General features: G+C 72.7%; 8 protein-coding genes. 1 reads left to right on the forward strand and 7 read right to left on the reverse strand.

Features of this window, described 5'->3' with window-relative positions:
- Window positions 1–35: 35 nt before the first annotated feature.
- The 6 genes from LJ221_RS17955 to LJ221_RS17980 form a co-directional block, all read right to left on the reverse strand.
- On the reverse strand, window positions 36–755 hold the full coding sequence (locus tag LJ221_RS17955; protein ID WP_241717750.1) for a response regulator: 720 nt from the start codon (window positions 753–755) through the stop codon (window positions 36–38).
- The gene (locus LJ221_RS17960) at window positions 752–2371 is read right to left on the reverse strand and encodes a sensor histidine kinase (protein ID WP_241717751.1); all 1620 of its coding nucleotides are present in this window, start codon (window positions 2369–2371) and stop codon (window positions 752–754) included. The genes LJ221_RS17955 and LJ221_RS17960 overlap by 4 nt, the downstream gene beginning before the upstream one ends.
- 308 nt (window positions 2372–2679) lie before the next feature.
- Window positions 2680–5454, reverse strand: a complete 2775-nt coding sequence (gene glgB, locus LJ221_RS17965; protein ID WP_241717752.1) for a 1,4-alpha-glucan branching enzyme — start codon at window positions 5452–5454, stop codon at window positions 2680–2682.
- A gap of 28 nt (window positions 5455–5482) precedes the next feature.
- Window positions 5483–6943: a phosphotransferase gene (locus tag LJ221_RS17970; RefSeq protein ID WP_241717753.1), complete on the reverse strand. Its 1461-nt coding sequence runs from the start codon at window positions 6941–6943 to the stop codon at window positions 5483–5485.
- Between the two features lie 228 nt (window positions 6944–7171).
- Window positions 7172–8869 (reverse strand): maltose alpha-D-glucosyltransferase, encoded by a 1698-nt coding sequence (gene treS, locus LJ221_RS17975; protein WP_241717754.1) that lies wholly within the window; start codon window positions 8867–8869, stop codon window positions 7172–7174.
- The gene (locus LJ221_RS17980; protein ID WP_241717755.1) at window positions 8856–10883 is read right to left on the reverse strand and encodes an alpha-1,4-glucan--maltose-1-phosphate maltosyltransferase; all 2028 of its coding nucleotides are present in this window, start codon (window positions 10881–10883) and stop codon (window positions 8856–8858) included. Before LJ221_RS17980 ends, treS begins: the two co-directional genes overlap by 14 nt.
- A gap of 411 nt (window positions 10884–11294) precedes the next feature.
- Here LJ221_RS17980 and glgP point away from each other — a divergent pair, with 411 nt between their 5' ends.
- The gene (gene glgP / locus LJ221_RS17985; RefSeq protein WP_241717756.1) at window positions 11295–13877 is read left to right on the forward strand and encodes an alpha-glucan family phosphorylase; all 2583 of its coding nucleotides are present in this window, start codon (window positions 11295–11297) and stop codon (window positions 13875–13877) included.
- 489 nt (window positions 13878–14366) lie between these two features.
- Here the strand turns inward: glgP and LJ221_RS17990 are convergent.
- The coding region (locus LJ221_RS17990) for an ABC transporter ATP-binding protein (protein WP_241717757.1) at window positions 14367–15962 on the reverse strand (1596 nt) is incomplete at its 5' end.

Below are 15962 nucleotides of genomic sequence, written 5' to 3' on the forward strand. Positions count from 1 at the left end.
GCGCGGCGCTGTCCGCCGCGCCCGCCGGCTCCCCGTCAGCCGCACCAGCGGTAGTACAGTTCCGGCCGTCCCACCTGCCCATACCGCGGGGTGCGCTCGGCCTGCCCGGCGCCGACCAGGTACTCCAGGTAGCGGCGGGCGGTGATCCGGTTGACACCCACCCGCCGGGCCGCCGCGGAGGCGGTCAGCCCTTCTCCGGCGGCCGAGCGCAGCGCGGAGGTGACCGCCTCCAGGGTGGCGGGGCTCAGCCCCTTGGGCAGCGTGACGCGCCCCGGCGCCCGCAGGGCGGCCAGTGCCCGGTCCACCTCCGCCTGGCTGCCGGCCTCCGCGCCCGCGCAGGTGAGCGTCTCCCGGAAACGGGCGTAGCGCTGGAGCCTCTCGCGCAGCGTGGGGAAGGTGAAGGGCTTGAGCACGTGCTGCACCACCCCGAGCGAGATCCCCTCGCGCACGACGGCCAGGTCGCGGGCCGAGGTGACGGCGAAGACGTCGGCGGTGTGGCCCGCCGCGCGCAGCGCCCGCACCAGTGCCAGGCCGTGGCCGTCGGGGAGGTAGAGGTCCAGCAGGATCAGATCGACGTCCAGCTGCTCCAGGGCCCGGCCGGCCTCCGCCCGGGAGTGCGCCACCCCCGCGACGGCGAAGCCCGGCACCCGGGAGACGTACAGGGCGTGGGCGTCGGCGGCCACGGGGTCGTCCTCGACCACCAGCACTCTGATCGGCTCGGACCCCGCACCGATCCCGGTCCCCGGCCCGGTCACGCCGTCGTCCCCGCCGCGGCGCGCAGCGGCAGCCGTACGGTGAACTCCGCGCCGCCGCCGGCCGCACCGGTCAGCTCCACGGTGCCGCCGTGCCGCCGTGCGGCCTGCCGTACCAGTGCCAGGCCCAGCCCCCGGCTCGCGAGCTCGCCGGTCTTGGTGGACCAGCCGCGCCGGAAGACCTCTCCGGCCTCCCGTGCCCCGATGCCCGGCCCGGTGTCGGCCACGCGCAGCAGCAGTTCGTGCTCCGAGGCCCGCACGGTCACCGTGATCCGGGCGGCGGTGTCCCCGGCGGCGCAGGACGCGGCGTCGAGCGCGTTGTCGATCAGGTTGCCCAGCACTGTCACCAGGTCCCGGGCAGGCAGGTCCGGAGGCAGCAGGCCGTCGTCGACGCAGCTGTCCGGGGTGAGCACCAGCTCCACCCCGTGCTCGTTGGCCTGCGCCGCCTTGCCCAGCAGCAGCGCGGCCAGCACCGGCTCGGCGACCGCCGCGACCACCTGGTCGGTCAGCGCCTGGGCCAGCTCCAGCTCGGCGGTGGCGAACCGGACCGCCTCCCGCTCGCGCCCCAGCTCGATCAGGGAGACGACGGTGTGCAGCCGGTTGGCGGCCTCGTGCGCCTGCGAACGCAGTGCCTCCGCGAAGCCGCGCACCGAGTCCAGCTCGCCGGTGAGCGCCTGGAGTTCGGTGTGGTCGCGCAGGGTGACCACCGTGCCGCGCAGGTCGCGTGCCGATACCGGCGAGGTGTTCACCACGACCACTCTCTCGTCGGTCGGATGGACCTCGTCCATCCGTGGTTCGGAGGCCAGCAGCGCCCCGGTCAGCGGCGCGGGCAGCCCCAGTTCGGCGACGCCCAGCCCCACGGCCTCGCGTCCGGCCAGGCCGAGCAGCTCGCGGGCGCCGTCGTTGATCAGGACGATACGGCGTCGCCCGTCGAGCATGACCAGCCCCTCGCGTACGGCGTGCAGCGTGGCCTGGTGGTAGGCGTGCATCCGGCTCAGCTCGGCGGCGTTCATGCCGTGGGTGTGGCGGCGCAGCCGGGTGTTGATCACGTAGGTGCCCAGCCCGCCGGTCAGCACCGCGCCCGAGGCCACCGCGAGCAGGGCGGCCGCCTGCCGCTCCACCTCGTCGGTGATCCGCTCGACGGCTATCCCGGCGCTCACCAGCCCCACGATCCGCCCGCCGCCGTCGCGGACGGGGGTGACCGCCCGCACCGAGGGACCGAGCGTCCCGGTGTAGGTCTCGTGGAAGGTCTCGCCGCGCAGGGCGGGGCCGGTGTTGCCCACGAAGCGCAGTCCGATGCGGTCCGGCTCGGGGTGCGTCCAGCGGATGCCGCGCGGATCCATGATCGTGACGAAGGTGACGCCGGTGTCGCTGCGGACCCGCTCGGCGTAAGGCTGGAGGAGCGCGCTCGGGTCCGGCGACCCGATCGCCTCCGCGACCGAGGGCGAGCGGGCGATCGCGGTGGCGGTGGCGGTGGCGCGGTGCCGGGCGGCGGCCTCGGCCTGTCGCCGGTCGTTCAGACAGGCGAACAGGGCGCATCCGGCCACCGCGGCGACCACCACCACGACCTGCATCGCGAAGAGCCGACCTGCCAGACTGCGGGGGCGGGACAGACGCATGGGTCCCAGTCTGCCCGCTCGCCCGCCCCGGCGATCCCCGTATCGCGACGGAGACCGGCCCTCGCCGGGATCCGGAACGACCGGAGTCCCGTCTTTCGAACGGTTTTCTGTGCACGTAATGCACGCAATCGTGATCGGTCCCATTGCCGGGTGCATAGTCACCAAGGCTCCACGCGGGACCCCGCCCCCACCGGGCCCGCCGCCAGAGAGCCCGCGGGCGTACGACCTCCCCGTGGACGCCCCGGGCCACCTGCGGCGGCCCTGCCCCGTCCCCCCACCGGGCAGGGCCGCCGCGACTCGCCGTGTGCTCAGGCGGGGGCGAGCCAGACCGCCGCCAGCGGCGGCAGTGTCGGGGTGATGCCGGCCGGACGACCGTGCGCCGGGGCCGCGTCCGCCTTCAGCGCCTCCGGGTTGCCCACTCCGCTCCCGCCGTACCGCGCGGCGTCGGTGTTGAGGACCTCCCGCCAGGCGGGGATCCCCCCGGGGACGCCGATCGGGTAGCCGTGCCGGACGACGGGGGAGAAGTTGGAGACGGCGATCAGCGGTGAGCCGTCGGCGGCGTACCGCAGGAAGGCGAAGACGTTGTCGTCGGCCGCGCCCCCCTCGATCCAGGAGAAGCCGGCCGGATCGGTGTCCAGTTCCCACAGGGCGGGCGTGGCGGTGTAGACGCGGTTGAGGTCGCGGACCAGGTCCCGCACCCCCCGGTGGTCGCCGGCGGCCGAGTACGCCGGGTCCAGCAGCCACCAGTCCGGCCCGTGCGCCTCCGACCATTCCGCGCCCTGGGCGAATTCCTGCCCCATGAAAAGGAGTTGTTTGCCCGGGTGGGACCACATGAAGCCCAGGTACGCCCGGTGGCCGGCCCGCTGCTGCCACCAGTCGCCCGGCATCTTCGACACCAGCGACCGCTTGCCGTGCACGACCTCGTCGTGGGAGATGGGCAGGATGTAGTTCTCCGAGTAGGCGTACACCATCGAGAACGTCATCTCGTTGTGGTGGTACCTGCGGTGGACCGGCTCCCTGACCATGTACTCCAGGGAGTCGTGCATCCACCCCATGTTCCACTTGAAGCCGAAGCCCAGCCCGCCGAAGCCGCCCGGGCCGGTGTGGTGGGTGGCGCGGGTGACGCCGTCCCAGGCGGTGGACTCCTCGGCGGCGGTGATCACGCCGGGGCAGCGGCGGTAGACGGTGGCGTTCATCTCCTGCAGGAAGGACACCGCGTCCAGGTTCTCCCGGCCTCCGTACATGTTGGGGGTCCACTGGCCGGACTCGCGCGAGTAGTCCAGATAGAGCATCGAGGCGACGGCGTCCACGCGCAGGCCGTCGATGTGGAACTCCTCGCACCAGTGGACGGCGTTGGCGACCAGGAAGTTGCGGACCTCGGTGCGGCCGAAGTTGAACTCCAGCGTCCCCCAGTCCGGGTGCTCGGCGCGGGCCGGGTCGGAGTGCTCGTACAGGGCGGTGCCGTCGAAGCGGGCCAGCGCCCACTCGTCCTTGGGGAAGTGCGCGGGCACCCAGTCCATCAGCACCCCGATGCCCTCCTGGTGGAGGCGGTCGACCAGGTACCGGAAGTCGTCGGGGGTGCCCATCCGCGCGGTGGGCGCGTAGAAACCGGTGACCTGGTAGCCCCAGGAGCCGCCGAAGGGGTGTTCGGCGACGGGCATCAGTTCCACATGGGTGAAGCCCAGGTCCCTCACGTACGCCGGGAGCTGCTCGGCCAGTTCGCGGTAGGTCAGCCCGGGACGCCAGGACGGCAGGTGCACCTCGTAGACGGACAGGGGCGCCCGGTGGGGGGCGCGCTCGGCACGGCGCGCCAGCCACTCCTCGTCGTGCCAGGCGTACGCCGACTCCTCCACGATCGAGGCGGTCGCCGGCGGGGCCTCGGTGCGGCGGGCCATCGGGTCGGCGCGCAGGGTGTGGGAGCCGTCCGGACGGGTGATGTCGAACTTGTACAGCGCGCCCGCGCCGACCCCGGGCAGGAACAGTTCCCACACGCCGCTGCCGCCCAGCGAGCGCATGGGGCAGGCGGTGCCGTCCCAGCGGTTGAAGTCCCCGGCGACCCGCACGCCCAGGGCGTTGGGCGCCCAGACGGTGAAGCGGGTGCCGGCCACCCCGTCGACGGTCATGGGGCGCGCGCCCAGCGCCCGCCACAGCTCCTCGTGGCGGCCCTCGCCGATCAGGTGCAGGTCCAGCTCGCCGAGCGAGGGCAGGAAGCGGTATGGATCCTCAACCTCCAGCTCGTCCTCGCCGGGCTCCTCGCCGTAGCGCACCAGCAGCCGGTAGGAGGGCGTCGAGGGCCCGGTGGCCGACGGGAGGACCCCGGAGAACAGCCCGTCCCCGTCGTCGTGCAGCTCGGCCCGTGCCCCCTCGGTCAGGACGGTGACGGAGCGGGCGTACGGCCGCAGCGCCCGGAACAGTGCCCCGCCGGGCACCCGGCGCGCGCCGAGCACCGTGTGCGGGTCGTGGTGGGAGCCGTGCAGCAGGCGCTGCCGCTCGCCGGGGTCGAGCGGAGCGGCGCGTCCGGTGCCCCGTCCGACCGGGACGTCGTCGCCGTGGTGCGGTGCGGGCGGGCGGGCGCCGGGCCAGTTGGGGGCGTGGTCCTTCAGCGGCTCCTCCTGGCGCAGGGCCGCGGGCTCCGACACCGCCGCCCTTCCGGCCGCCGCCCTTCCGGCCGCCGCCTTCCCGGCCGCCGCGGTCCTGGCGGGTTTCTTCGCGGGGGTCCTCTTCGCGGGGACCTTCTCCGCGGCGGTCTTCCCGGCCGCCGCCTTCCCGGTGGTCTTCTTCCCGGCCGTTTTCCTCGCGGCGGCCTTCTTCGCCACCGCCTTCTTCGCCACGACCTTCTCGGTCGCGGTCTTCTTGGCGGCCGTCTTCCTGGCGGTCTTCTTCGCGGCGGCCTTCGCGGCGGACCCGGACGCCGCGGTCTTCCCGGCGGCATCCCTCCCGGAGGGACCTGCGGTCCCGGCCGGGGTCTTCGGACCGGCGGCTCCGGGGGAGGCGGCCGGGATGGCGTCCCCGTCCCGGCCGCCGGTGCGGACGGGCCGCGGGGAGGTTTCGGAGAGCGGTCGGCTGTCGGGACGGGGGGTCACGGAAGAGGCCTCCTGTGCACGGAATCGTTCAGGTGTCCGCGAGCCGCTGGACGGCGGACATCGGGATGGCGAGCCAGGCGGGGCGGTGCCTGGCCTCGTAGAGCACTTCGTAGACGGCCTTGTCCGTCTCGTACGCGCGCAGCAGGACGTCCTCGTCGCGCGGGTCGGAGCCGGAGGCCTCGGCGTAGCCGGAGCAGTAGGCGTCACGGTTCTTCTCGGACCACTGGCGGGCCCACCCGGCTTCGCCCGGGGAGGACCGGGCGTGCTGGCACGCCGCGTAGTCGAAGGAACGCAGTATGCCCGCGATGTCCCGCACCACCGGCTGGGGGCGGCGGCGCTCGGCGATGGGACGGGCGGGCTCGCCCTCGAAGTCGATGACCGACCAGCGGCCGTCGTCCCCCGCGCACAGCGCCTGGCCCAGATGGAGATCGCCGTGGATGCGCTGGGCGGACCAGGACCGTCCGCCGCGGCCGAGTCCGGCGACGGCATCGAAGACGGTGTGCAGCTTCCCCCGGTACGGGTGCAGGGCGGGTACGGCGGCGGCCGCGGCCTCCAGGCGCTCGTTCATGCCGGAGGCGATGAACTCCAGCTGGCGGCGCCCCAGCGCCGTCACCGGCAGCGCCTGCGCCAGTGTGGTGTGCACCTCGGCGATCGCCCGGCCCAGTGCACGCGCGGAGCCGGAGAAGTCGCCGTGCGACGCCAGCGAGCCCAGGGCGAGCTGCCAGCCATCGCTGGTGCCGGACAGGAAGGGCTGGAGCACGCCCAGCGTCATCGGCTCGCCCGCCTCACCGCCCTCGCCGGGGCGTTCGCCGGGACGCGCGTCGAACCAGGCGGCCGGTGCGGGCACCCGGTCCGACCCGGCCCGCGCCAGGGCCAGCGGCAGCTCCAGGTCGGGGTTGACGCCGGGACTGACACGGCGGAACAGCTTGAGGATGTGGCTGTCGCCGTAGACCACCGAGGAGTTCGACTGCTCCACGCTCAGCGGCCTGGGCGGCAGCCCCTGCGGGATCGTGGTGCCGCGCTCCCGCTGGAAGAGCAGTGGGCCGAGTCGGCCGGGCGAGCGCAGCCGCTCCAGCAGCACGGCGGCCAGCCGCGGGTCGTGCAGGGCCTCGTACACCGTGCGGCCGGCCAGCGGCCCGTCGGCGGGGTGGCCGATCAGGGAACCGGCCAGCGGCGGCGGCAGGGCGTCGCGCACGCCCAGCAGCAGTTGGTAGCAGTCCGCGGGGACCGGATGGGTCTGCTCCGGCCCGCCGGGCTGGCGGGCCCGCACCAGCAGGTGCAGCAGACCCGGCGCGGCCCCGCCCGTGCACGGCAGCAGCTCGGTGGCGGCGACGAGGGCGAATCCGCTGACGGGCCGCCCCTTCCCGGCGAACCAGCGTTGCCGCGGAAGCCATTCGGTGAGAAGTGGCGTGAGCGAACGCAGCAGCGCCGCGCCCTCCGGCTCGCGCGTGGCGACGACGGCGGCGCGCGGCGAGGAGCTGTCCGACATGGCGTCCTTTCCCCGGGCACACGAAAGGTACGGCAGAGTGTCCCGGATTGCGGCTGTGGCTGTCCGGCGGTGCGGGACGTGTCGGGGAGTACCCACCAAGCGGGCTAGCGAACTGCTTCGAGCGGTGCGATCGGTGGTGGGAGGGATACTGCCCGCGGCGGCCCGGGCCCAGTCCGTGTTACGGCTTGTTCCCGGGCCGCCGCTGTCCATGCCTGCCCTACTTCCCCCTCACGCCTGCTCGCGCAGCCGGAACCAGTAGAAGCCGTGTCCGGCCAGGGTCAGCAGATACGGCAGTTCCCCGATGGGAGGGAACCGCACCCCGCCGATCAGCTCCACCGGGTGGCGTCCGCCGAAGGCGTTCAGATCCAGCTCGGTGGGCTGCGGGAACCGCGAGAAGTTGTTCACGCACAGCACCAGGTCGTCCCCGTAGTCGCGCAGGAAGGCGAGCACGGCCGGGTTGGAGGAGGGCAGTTCGGTGTAGGTGCCCAGTCCGAAGGCCGGGTTCTGCTTGCGGATCTCGATCATCCGGCGGGTCCAGTGCAGCAGCGAGGAGGGGCTGCTCATGGCGGCCTCGACGTTGGTGACCTGGTAGCCGTGGACCGGGTCCATGATCGTGGGCAGGAACAGCCGGCCCGGATCGCAGGAGGAGAAGCCCGCGTTGCGGTCGGGCGTCCACTGCATCGGGGTGCGCACCGCGTCCCGGTCGCCCAGCCAGATGTTGTCGCCCATGCCGATCTCGTCGCCGTAGTACAGGATCGGCGAGCCCGGCAGGGACAGCAGCAGGGCGGTGAACAGCTCGATCTGGTTGCGGTCGTTGTCCAGCAGGGGTGCCAGCCGCCGCCGGATGCCGATGTTGGCGCGCATCCGCGGGTCCTTGGCGTACTCCGCGTACATGTAGTCGCGCTCCTCGTCGGTGACCATCTCCAGGGTCAGCTCGTCGTGGTTGCGCAGGAAGATGCCCCACTGGCAGCCCGAGGGGATGGCGGGGGTCTTGGCCAGGACCTCGGAGACCGGGTAGCGCGACTCGCGCCGCACCGCCATGAAGATGCGCGGCATGACGGGGAAGTGGAACGCCATGTGGCACTCGTCGCCGCCCTTGGAGTAGTCGCCGAAGTAGTCGACGACGTCCTCCGGCCACTGGTTGGCCTCGGCCAGCAGCACGGTGTCGGGGTAGTGCGCGTCGATCTCGGAGCGGACCTTCCTCAGGAACTCGTGGGTCTGCGGGAGGTTCTCGCAGTTGGTGCCCTCCTGCGCGTACAGGTAGGGGACCGCGTCCAGCCGGAACCCGTCGATGCCCAGGTCCAGCCAGAACTTCAGTGCCGAGACCATCTCCTCCTGGACCTGCGGGTTCTCGTAGTTGAGGTCCGGCTGGTGGGAGAAGAAGCGATGCCAGTAGTACTGCTTGCGCACCGGGTCGAACGTCCAGTTGGACGCCTCGGTGTCGACGAAGATGATGCGGGCGTCCGGGTACCGCTTGTCGTCGTCGGCCCACACGTAGTAGTCGCCGTAGGGCCCGTCGGGGTCGCGCCGGGACTCCTGGAACCACGGGTGCTGGTCGCTGGTGTGGTTCATCACCATGTCGATGATGATCCGCATGCCGCGCTGGTGTGCGGCGTCCACGAACTCCACGAAGTCGGCGAGGTCGCCGAACTCGGGGAGGACGGAGGTGTAGTCGGCGACGTCGTAGCCGCCGTCCCGCAGCGGGGACTTGAAGAACGGGGGCAGCCAGAGGCAGTCCACGCCCAGCCACTGCAGGTAGTCGAGCCGGGCGGTGAGGCCCTTCAGATCGCCGATGCCGTCGCCGTTGCTGTCCTGGAAGGACCGGACCAGCACTTCATAGAAGACGGCCCTCTTGAACCAATCGGGATCGCGGTCCTTGGCGGGCGTGTCCTCGAACGTGTCGATGACGGGTTCATTGACGGTCATGGTTGGGTGACCCTCCGGTCTGTGGGGACGGTCGCAGGGAGAGGATGTGCGCGGGCGCCGCGCCGCGGCCCGGCTCCAGGCGCACATAGTTGTCCCTGCCCCAGTGATAGGTCTCGTCGGTGAGCTCGTCGCGCACCGGGAAAAGGTCGGCGCCACTGGCCTGAGCGGTTGTGAGGCCGAGTTCCGCCAGGTCCAACGAGACCGTGGCCTCGTGGGTGTGGTGGGGATCGAGGTTGACCACCGTGAGAACCGTGTCGGCGTACGGGTGTGCGCAGTGCTTCGAATAGACGATGATCGACGGGTTGTCGCTGCGGTGGAAGCGCAGGTTGCGCAGCTCCTGCAGTGCCGGATGGCGGCGGCGCAGCCGGTTCAGTTCGGTGAGGAGCGGGGCGATGGTGGTGCCCGCACGCTCCGCGGCCGCCCAGTCGCGAGGGCGGAGCTGGTACTTCTCCGAGTCAAGGTACTCCTCGCTGCCCGGCCCGACCGGTGTCGACTCGCACAGCTCGTAGCCCGAGTAGACCCCCCAGGAGGGGGAGAGGGTCGCGGCGAGCACCGCGCGGACCTCGAAGGCGTGGCGCCCGCCCTCCTGGAGGTACGCGTGGAGGATGTCGGGAGTGTTGACGAAGAAGTTGGGCCTCATGTAAGAGGCCGCGTCCCCGGAGAGTTCGGTGAGGTACTCGGTGAGCTCGTCCTTCCCGTTGCGCCAGGTGAAGTAGGTGTAGGACTGCTGGAAGCCGATCTTGGCGAGGGTGTGCATCATCGCCGGGCGGGTGAACGCCTCGGCCAGGAAGACGATGTCGGGATCGGTCCCGTTGATCTCGCCGAGCACCTTCTCCCAGAAGACGACCGGCTTGGTGTGGGGGTTGTCCACGCGGAAGATCCGCACCCCGTGGGACATCCACATCCGCAGGATCCGCACGGTCTCGGCGACGAGCCCGGCCATGTCCGCGTCGAACGCGATGGGGTAGATGTCCTGGTACTTCTTCGGCGGGTTCTCGGCGTGGGCGATCGTCCCGTCGGGGCGGTGGTGGAACCACTCCGGGTGCTCCTTGACCCACGGATGGTCCGGCGAGCACTGCAGGGCGAAGTCCAGGGCCACCTCCATGCGCAGTTCGCGGGCGCGCGCCACGAAGCGGTCGAAGTCCTCGAAGGTGCCCAGGTCCGGGTGGATCGCGTCGTGCCCGCCGGCGGACGAGCCGATGGCCCAGGGGCTGCCGACGTCGTGGGGCCCGGCGGTGAGGGAGTTGTTGGGACCCTTGCGGAACGATTCGCCGATGGGGTGGACCGGCGGCAGGTAGACCACGTCGAAGCCCATGTCCGCGATCGCGGGCAGCCGCTCGGCGGCCGCGCGCAGGGTGCCGGGGACGGGCGGCTCGCCCTCCTCCACCACCGCGCCCTCCGAGCGCGGGAAGAACTCGTACCAGGAGCCGAACAACGCCCTCCTGCGCTCCACCAGCAGCGGCAGGGGGCGGGTGGCGGTGACCGGCTCGCGCAGCGGGTGGCGGTCCAGCGCGGCCACCACCTCGGGCGCCAGCGCCGCGGCCAGCCGCGCGGCGACCAGGCGGGAGGCGTCGCGCAGGCCCTCGGCCGCTTCCAGGACGGCCGCGCGGCCGTCGTCCCCGGGTACTCCCGCGGCGGCCCGCTCGTGCAGCAGCGCGCCCTCGGTGAGGGTCAGCTCGGCGTCGATCCCCGCCGGTACCTTGATCTTCGCGTTGTGCCGCCAGGTGCCGACCGGATCGCCCCACGCCTCGACGGTGTAGGACCACCGGCCCTCCGAACCGGGGGTGACATCGGCGCCCCAGCGGTCGGTGCCCGGCGCCAGTTCCCGCATCGGGGTCCACGGGCCCGGGCTTCCGTTCGGGTCGCGCAGGACGACGTTCGCGCCGACCGCGTCGTGGCCTTCACGGAAGACGGTGGCCGAGACGTGGAAGGTCTCACCGGCCACGGCCTTCGCCGGGCGGCGCCCGCAGTCGACGAGCGGGTGGACGTCCAGCACGGGAATGCGACCGATCATTGGACCACCTGGTGGCGTTACGGATGGTTCTGTTCTTTCTATCTGTTCCACAGACCGTTGACGGGCCGGGGGCATGGCCGCTCCTGTCCGCTTTCACTCGGCTGGCGTGACGGTTGTTCCGGGAGACCCCGGGAAGGGCGGTAGGAGGAGAGAATGCCCGTCCGGACGGGGCGGGCATCCGCCTCAATGTGAACTACTGGTAAGCAAACGTGCCCAACCTGACCGTTCCCGCCATGAGCCGGGAAAATCCTCCTCTTTCCGCGCCGGCGCCCGGCGGAGGGCCGGGGGAGGCGGACACGGGCGCGATGCGCGGGCGCACGACGAGTGCGCGCATATGCGCCCATGGAGCCTTTGGTGACGTGATGACGGGTTACGGGGCGAAAACGGCCGGGATCCGGCTACCGTCGAGGTGTGAAGGCCATTCGTCGATTCTCTGTACGTCCCGTCCTTCCGGAACCCCTACGACCGCTCAGCGACCTGGCGCACAACCTGCGCTGGTCCTGGCACCCCGAGACCAGAGAACTCTTCCGCCGGGCCGACCCCGACGGCTGGCAGGCCTCCGGCGGCGACCCGGTGCGGACACTGGGTACCGTGTCCGCCCGGCGGCTGGAGGAGCTGGCCCATGACCGCGACTTCCTGGAGCGGCTGTCCGCCGCCGCGGGCGATCTGCGCGAGTATCTGACCGAGCCGCGCTGGTACCAGCGCGCGGAGGGCGAACTGCCCGCCGCCATCGCCTACTTCTCCCCCGAGTTCGGCATCACGGCGGCCCTGCCCCAGTACTCCGGCGGGCTCGGCATCCTCGCCGGGGACCACCTCAAGTCCGCCAGCGACCTCGGCGTCCCGTTGATCGGGGTGGGACTGCTGTACCGCCACGGCTACTTCCGCCAGAGCCTGTCGCGCGACGGCTGGCAGCAGGAGCACTACCCCGTCCTGGAACCCAACGAACTGCCGCTCGAACCGCTGCGCGAGCCGGGCGGCGCCCCGGTCCGCGTGGACCTGCGGCTGCCCGGCGCACGCACCCTGCGCGCCCACGTCTGGCGGGCCGGCGTCGGCCGCGTCCCCCTGCTGCTGCTCGACTCCGACGTGGAGGAGAACGCCCCGCGCGAACGCGACGTCACCGACCGGCTCTACGGCGGCGGCAGCGAGCACCGGCTGCTCCAGGAGATGCTGCTGGGCATCGGCGGGGTGCGGGCGGTGCGCGCGTACTGCCGCGTCACCGGCCATCCCGCCCCCGAGGTGTTCCACACCAACGAGGGGCACGCGGGCTTCCTCGGACTGGAGCGCATCCGGGAGATGAGTGGGGAGGACGTCCCCTTCGACACCGCTCTGGAGGTCGTGCGCGCCGGGACGGTGTTCACCACCCACACCCCCGTTCCCGCCGGCATCGACCGCTTCGACCGCGACCTGGTCGCCCGCCATCTCGGCGACGACGGCGAGCTGCCCGGCGTGGACGTGGAGCAGGTGCTTCGGCTGGGCACCGAGACCTACCCCGGCGGCGACCCGGGACTGTTCAACATGGCCGTGATGGGGCTCCGGCTCGCCCGGCGGGCCAACGGCGTCTCCACGCTGCACGGCTCGGTCAGCCGGGAGATGTTCGCCGGACTATGGCCGGGCTTCGACGCCGCCGAGGTGCCCATCACCTCCGTCACCAACGGAGTCCACGCCCCCACCTGGACCGCCGACGAGATGCGGACGCTGCCCGCCGACGCCGGCGGCGCCGGACTGTGGGAGACCCGCCGCACCCTGCGTGAGCGGCTCGTGCACGAGGTGCGGCGGCGGCTGCGCGCGTCCTGGCGGCAGCGCGGCACCTCGGACGCCGAACTCGGCTGGATCGACGGCGTCCTGGATCCGGACGTGCTCACCATCGGTTTCGCCCGCCGCGTTCCGTCCTACAAGCGCCTGACCCTGATGCTGCGCGACCGCGGGCGGCTCATCGAGCTGCTGCTGCACCCCACCCGGCCCGTCCAGCTCGTGGTCGCGGGCAAGGCGCACCCGGCCGACGACGGCGGCAAGCGGCTGATCCAGGAGCTGGTGCGGTTCGCCGACGACCCGCGGGTGCGCCACCGCATCGTCTTCCTGCCCGACTACGGCATGGCCATGGCGCAGGGGCTCTACACCGGATGCGACGTCTGGCTGAACAACCCGCTGCGCCCGCTGGAGGCGTGCGGGACCTCGGGGATGAAGGCGGCGCTCAACGGCTGCCTCAACCTCTCGGTGCGGGACGGCTGGTGGGAGGAGTGGTACGAGCCGGACTTCGGCTGGGCCATCCCGACCGCCGACGGCGGCGGGCCCGGCGCGGCGCACGAGAGCGCGCAGGACCGCGAGCGGCGCGACGACATGGAGGCCGCGGCCCTCTACGAACTGCTCCGCGAGCATGTGGCGCCGTGCTTCTACGACCGCGGACCGGCCGGCGACGGACTGCCCGAACGGTGGATCGAGATGGTCCGCCAGACCCGGGAGAGGCTCGTACCGAAGGTGCTCGCCGACCGGATGGTGCGCGAGTACACCGAGCGGCTGTACACCCCCGCCGCCCGTGCCCACCGTGCGCTGGACGCCGCCGCCGCCGGGCGGCTGGCGGCGTGGAAGGCGCGGGTGCGCGCGAACTGGCCGCGGGTGGCGATCGACCATGTGGAGTCGGTCTGCGAGTCCGTGGAGCTGGGCGCCTCGCTGTCGCTGCGGGTGCTGGTGGCGCTCGGCGGCCTGGAGCCGGACGACGTGGAGGTGCAGGCGGTCGCCGGACGGGTGGACGAGTCGGACTCCATCACGGGCGAGGAGGCGGTGTGCGTACCGCTCAAGCCCTCCGGCGGGCCGGAGGAAGACGGGAGCAGGCTGTACGAGGGGCCGCTGGCGCTGGACCGCACCGGGCCGTTCGGCTACACCGTCCGCGTCCTGCCCTCCCATCCGCTGCTGGCGGGTCCGGCCGAGATGGGCCTGGTGACCCTGCCCCCGGACGACCTCGGAGCCCGGGAGGCCGCCGGATTGCTGATGCGCTGATGCGGCGGGCGCGCCGGGGACGGGGCAGGGGAGCCGCGCCGCCGGCGCGGCTCCCCTGCCCCGTCCGTGTTCTCGAGGACGTCGCCGCCGGGCGGTTCCTCTCCGCCGCCGTCGTCGTCGGGCCGGGAGCCGACGACGACCGCGGCCCAGGCGTGGGCCGCGGGGGTGGGTCTGCCTGTCACGCTGTACTCCTCGCTCGGAGGAGGTGCGAAGACGAAAGGTGGTGCGCCTGAGGATGTGGGGGTGTCCCCGTGGGGGAGACGGCTGCGCACAGCGTGGAGGGAGCGGCACCGCAACGAGATCGACGACAGGAGCGCGTCAAGGAAAGGGAAACGGCCGGAAGCCGTCAGCTGTCGGAAAACGCTGTCCGATGACCGGATGCGGTGGAAACGGCGGGGAAACCGGGCCGTCACCGGTGTCCGCCAGGATCGGGGGGCCGGGTGCGGTGATCCCGGCCGGCGGGTGCGGCTCCGCCGGCCGGGCCGCCCGTCAGGCCAGGCTGTCGCGCCAGGCGCGGTGGAGCCCGGCGAAGCGGCCGTCGCCCGCGACGAGGTCCGCCGGCGAGCCGTCCTCGACGATGCGCCCCGCCTCCATGACCAGTACCCGGTCGGCGATCTCCACCGTCGAAAGCCGGTGGGCGATCACCACGGCGGTGCGCCCGCGCAGCACCGTGTCCATGGCCCGCTGGACCGCGCGCTCACCGGGGATGTCCAGGGAGGAGGTGGCCTCGTCCAGGATGATCACGGCCGGATCGGCCAGCAGCGCCCGGGCGAAGGCGACCAGCTGGCGCTGCCCGGCGGAGATCCGGCCGCCGCGCTTGCGCACATCGGTGTCGTACCCCTCGGGGAGGGCCGCGATGAAGTCGTGGGCGCCGATCGCCCGCGCCGCCTGCTCGATCTCCGCCCGGCTCGCCTCCGGACGGCCGATCGCGATGTTGTCGGCGACCGTCCCGGAGAACAGGAACGCCTCCTGGGTCACCATCACGACCCCGCGCCGCAGCTCGGGGGTGGCCAGCTCCCGCAGGTCGGCGCCGTCCAGCAGCACCCGGCCCGCCGTGGGGTCGTAGAAGCGCGCCAGCAGCTTGGCGAGCGTGGACTTGCCCGCGCCGGTGGAGCCGACCACCGCGACCGTCTGCCCGGCCGGGATCTCCAGATCGAAGCGGGGCAGCACCTCCCCGCCCGTGCGATAGGCGAAACGCACCCCCTCGAAGACCACGGTGCGGCCCGGCCGCCCGCCGGCCGGCGACGGCAGCCGCCGGGGGCGCTCCGGCTCGGGGACGCCGGGTGCCTGGGCGAGCAGCCCGGCGATCTTCTCCAGTGAGGCCGCCGCGCCCTGGTAGGAGTTGAGGAACATCCCCAGCCGGTCGATCGGGTCGTACAGCCGCCGCAGGTACATCGCCGCCGCCGCCAGCACACCCAGCTCCAGCGAGCCGGACGCCACCCGGTGGGCGCCCCACACAACGATGGCGGCCAGCGCGGTGTTGGCCACCAGCCGGGAGGAGACCACATAGCGGGCCATCTCCAGGATGGCGTCCCCGTTGAGCCGCAGATGCCGGTCGTTGAGACGGTCGAACTCCGTCTCGCCCGCCCGCTCGCGACGGAACGCCTGCACCGGGCGGATGCCGTTCATCGTCTCCACGAACTTCACGATCATCGCCGCGGTGGCCGTGGACTTCCTGCGGTAGACCCGCATCGAGCGGCGCCGGAAGTTCCGCACGAGCAGCAGGAGCGGAACGAAGGAGAGCAGCGCCGCACCGCCCAGGCCCGGGTCGAGCCAGAGCAGCACCGAGCAGATGTAGACCACCGACAGAATCACGCCCAGCAGCTCCTGCAGACCCTCGTCGAGCAGCTCGCGCAGCGCCTCGACGTCGGTGGTGGCACGGGAGATCAGCCGTCCGGAGGTGTAGCGGTCGTGGAAGTCCACGCTGAGCACCTGGGCGTGCCGGTAGATCCGGCCGCGCAGCTCCAGCAGCACGGTCTGGTTGACCCGGGCGGCGGCGCGGACGAAGGCGTACTGCAGGCCGCCCGAGGACAGCGCGCACACCGTGTACCCCGCCGCGACGGCGGCCAGCGGGCCGCCGTCGCC

The sequence above is a fragment of the Streptomyces sp. CNQ085 genome, assembly GCF_022614595.1.
Classification (GTDB): Bacteria; Actinomycetota; Actinomycetes; order Streptomycetales; family Streptomycetaceae; genus Streptomyces.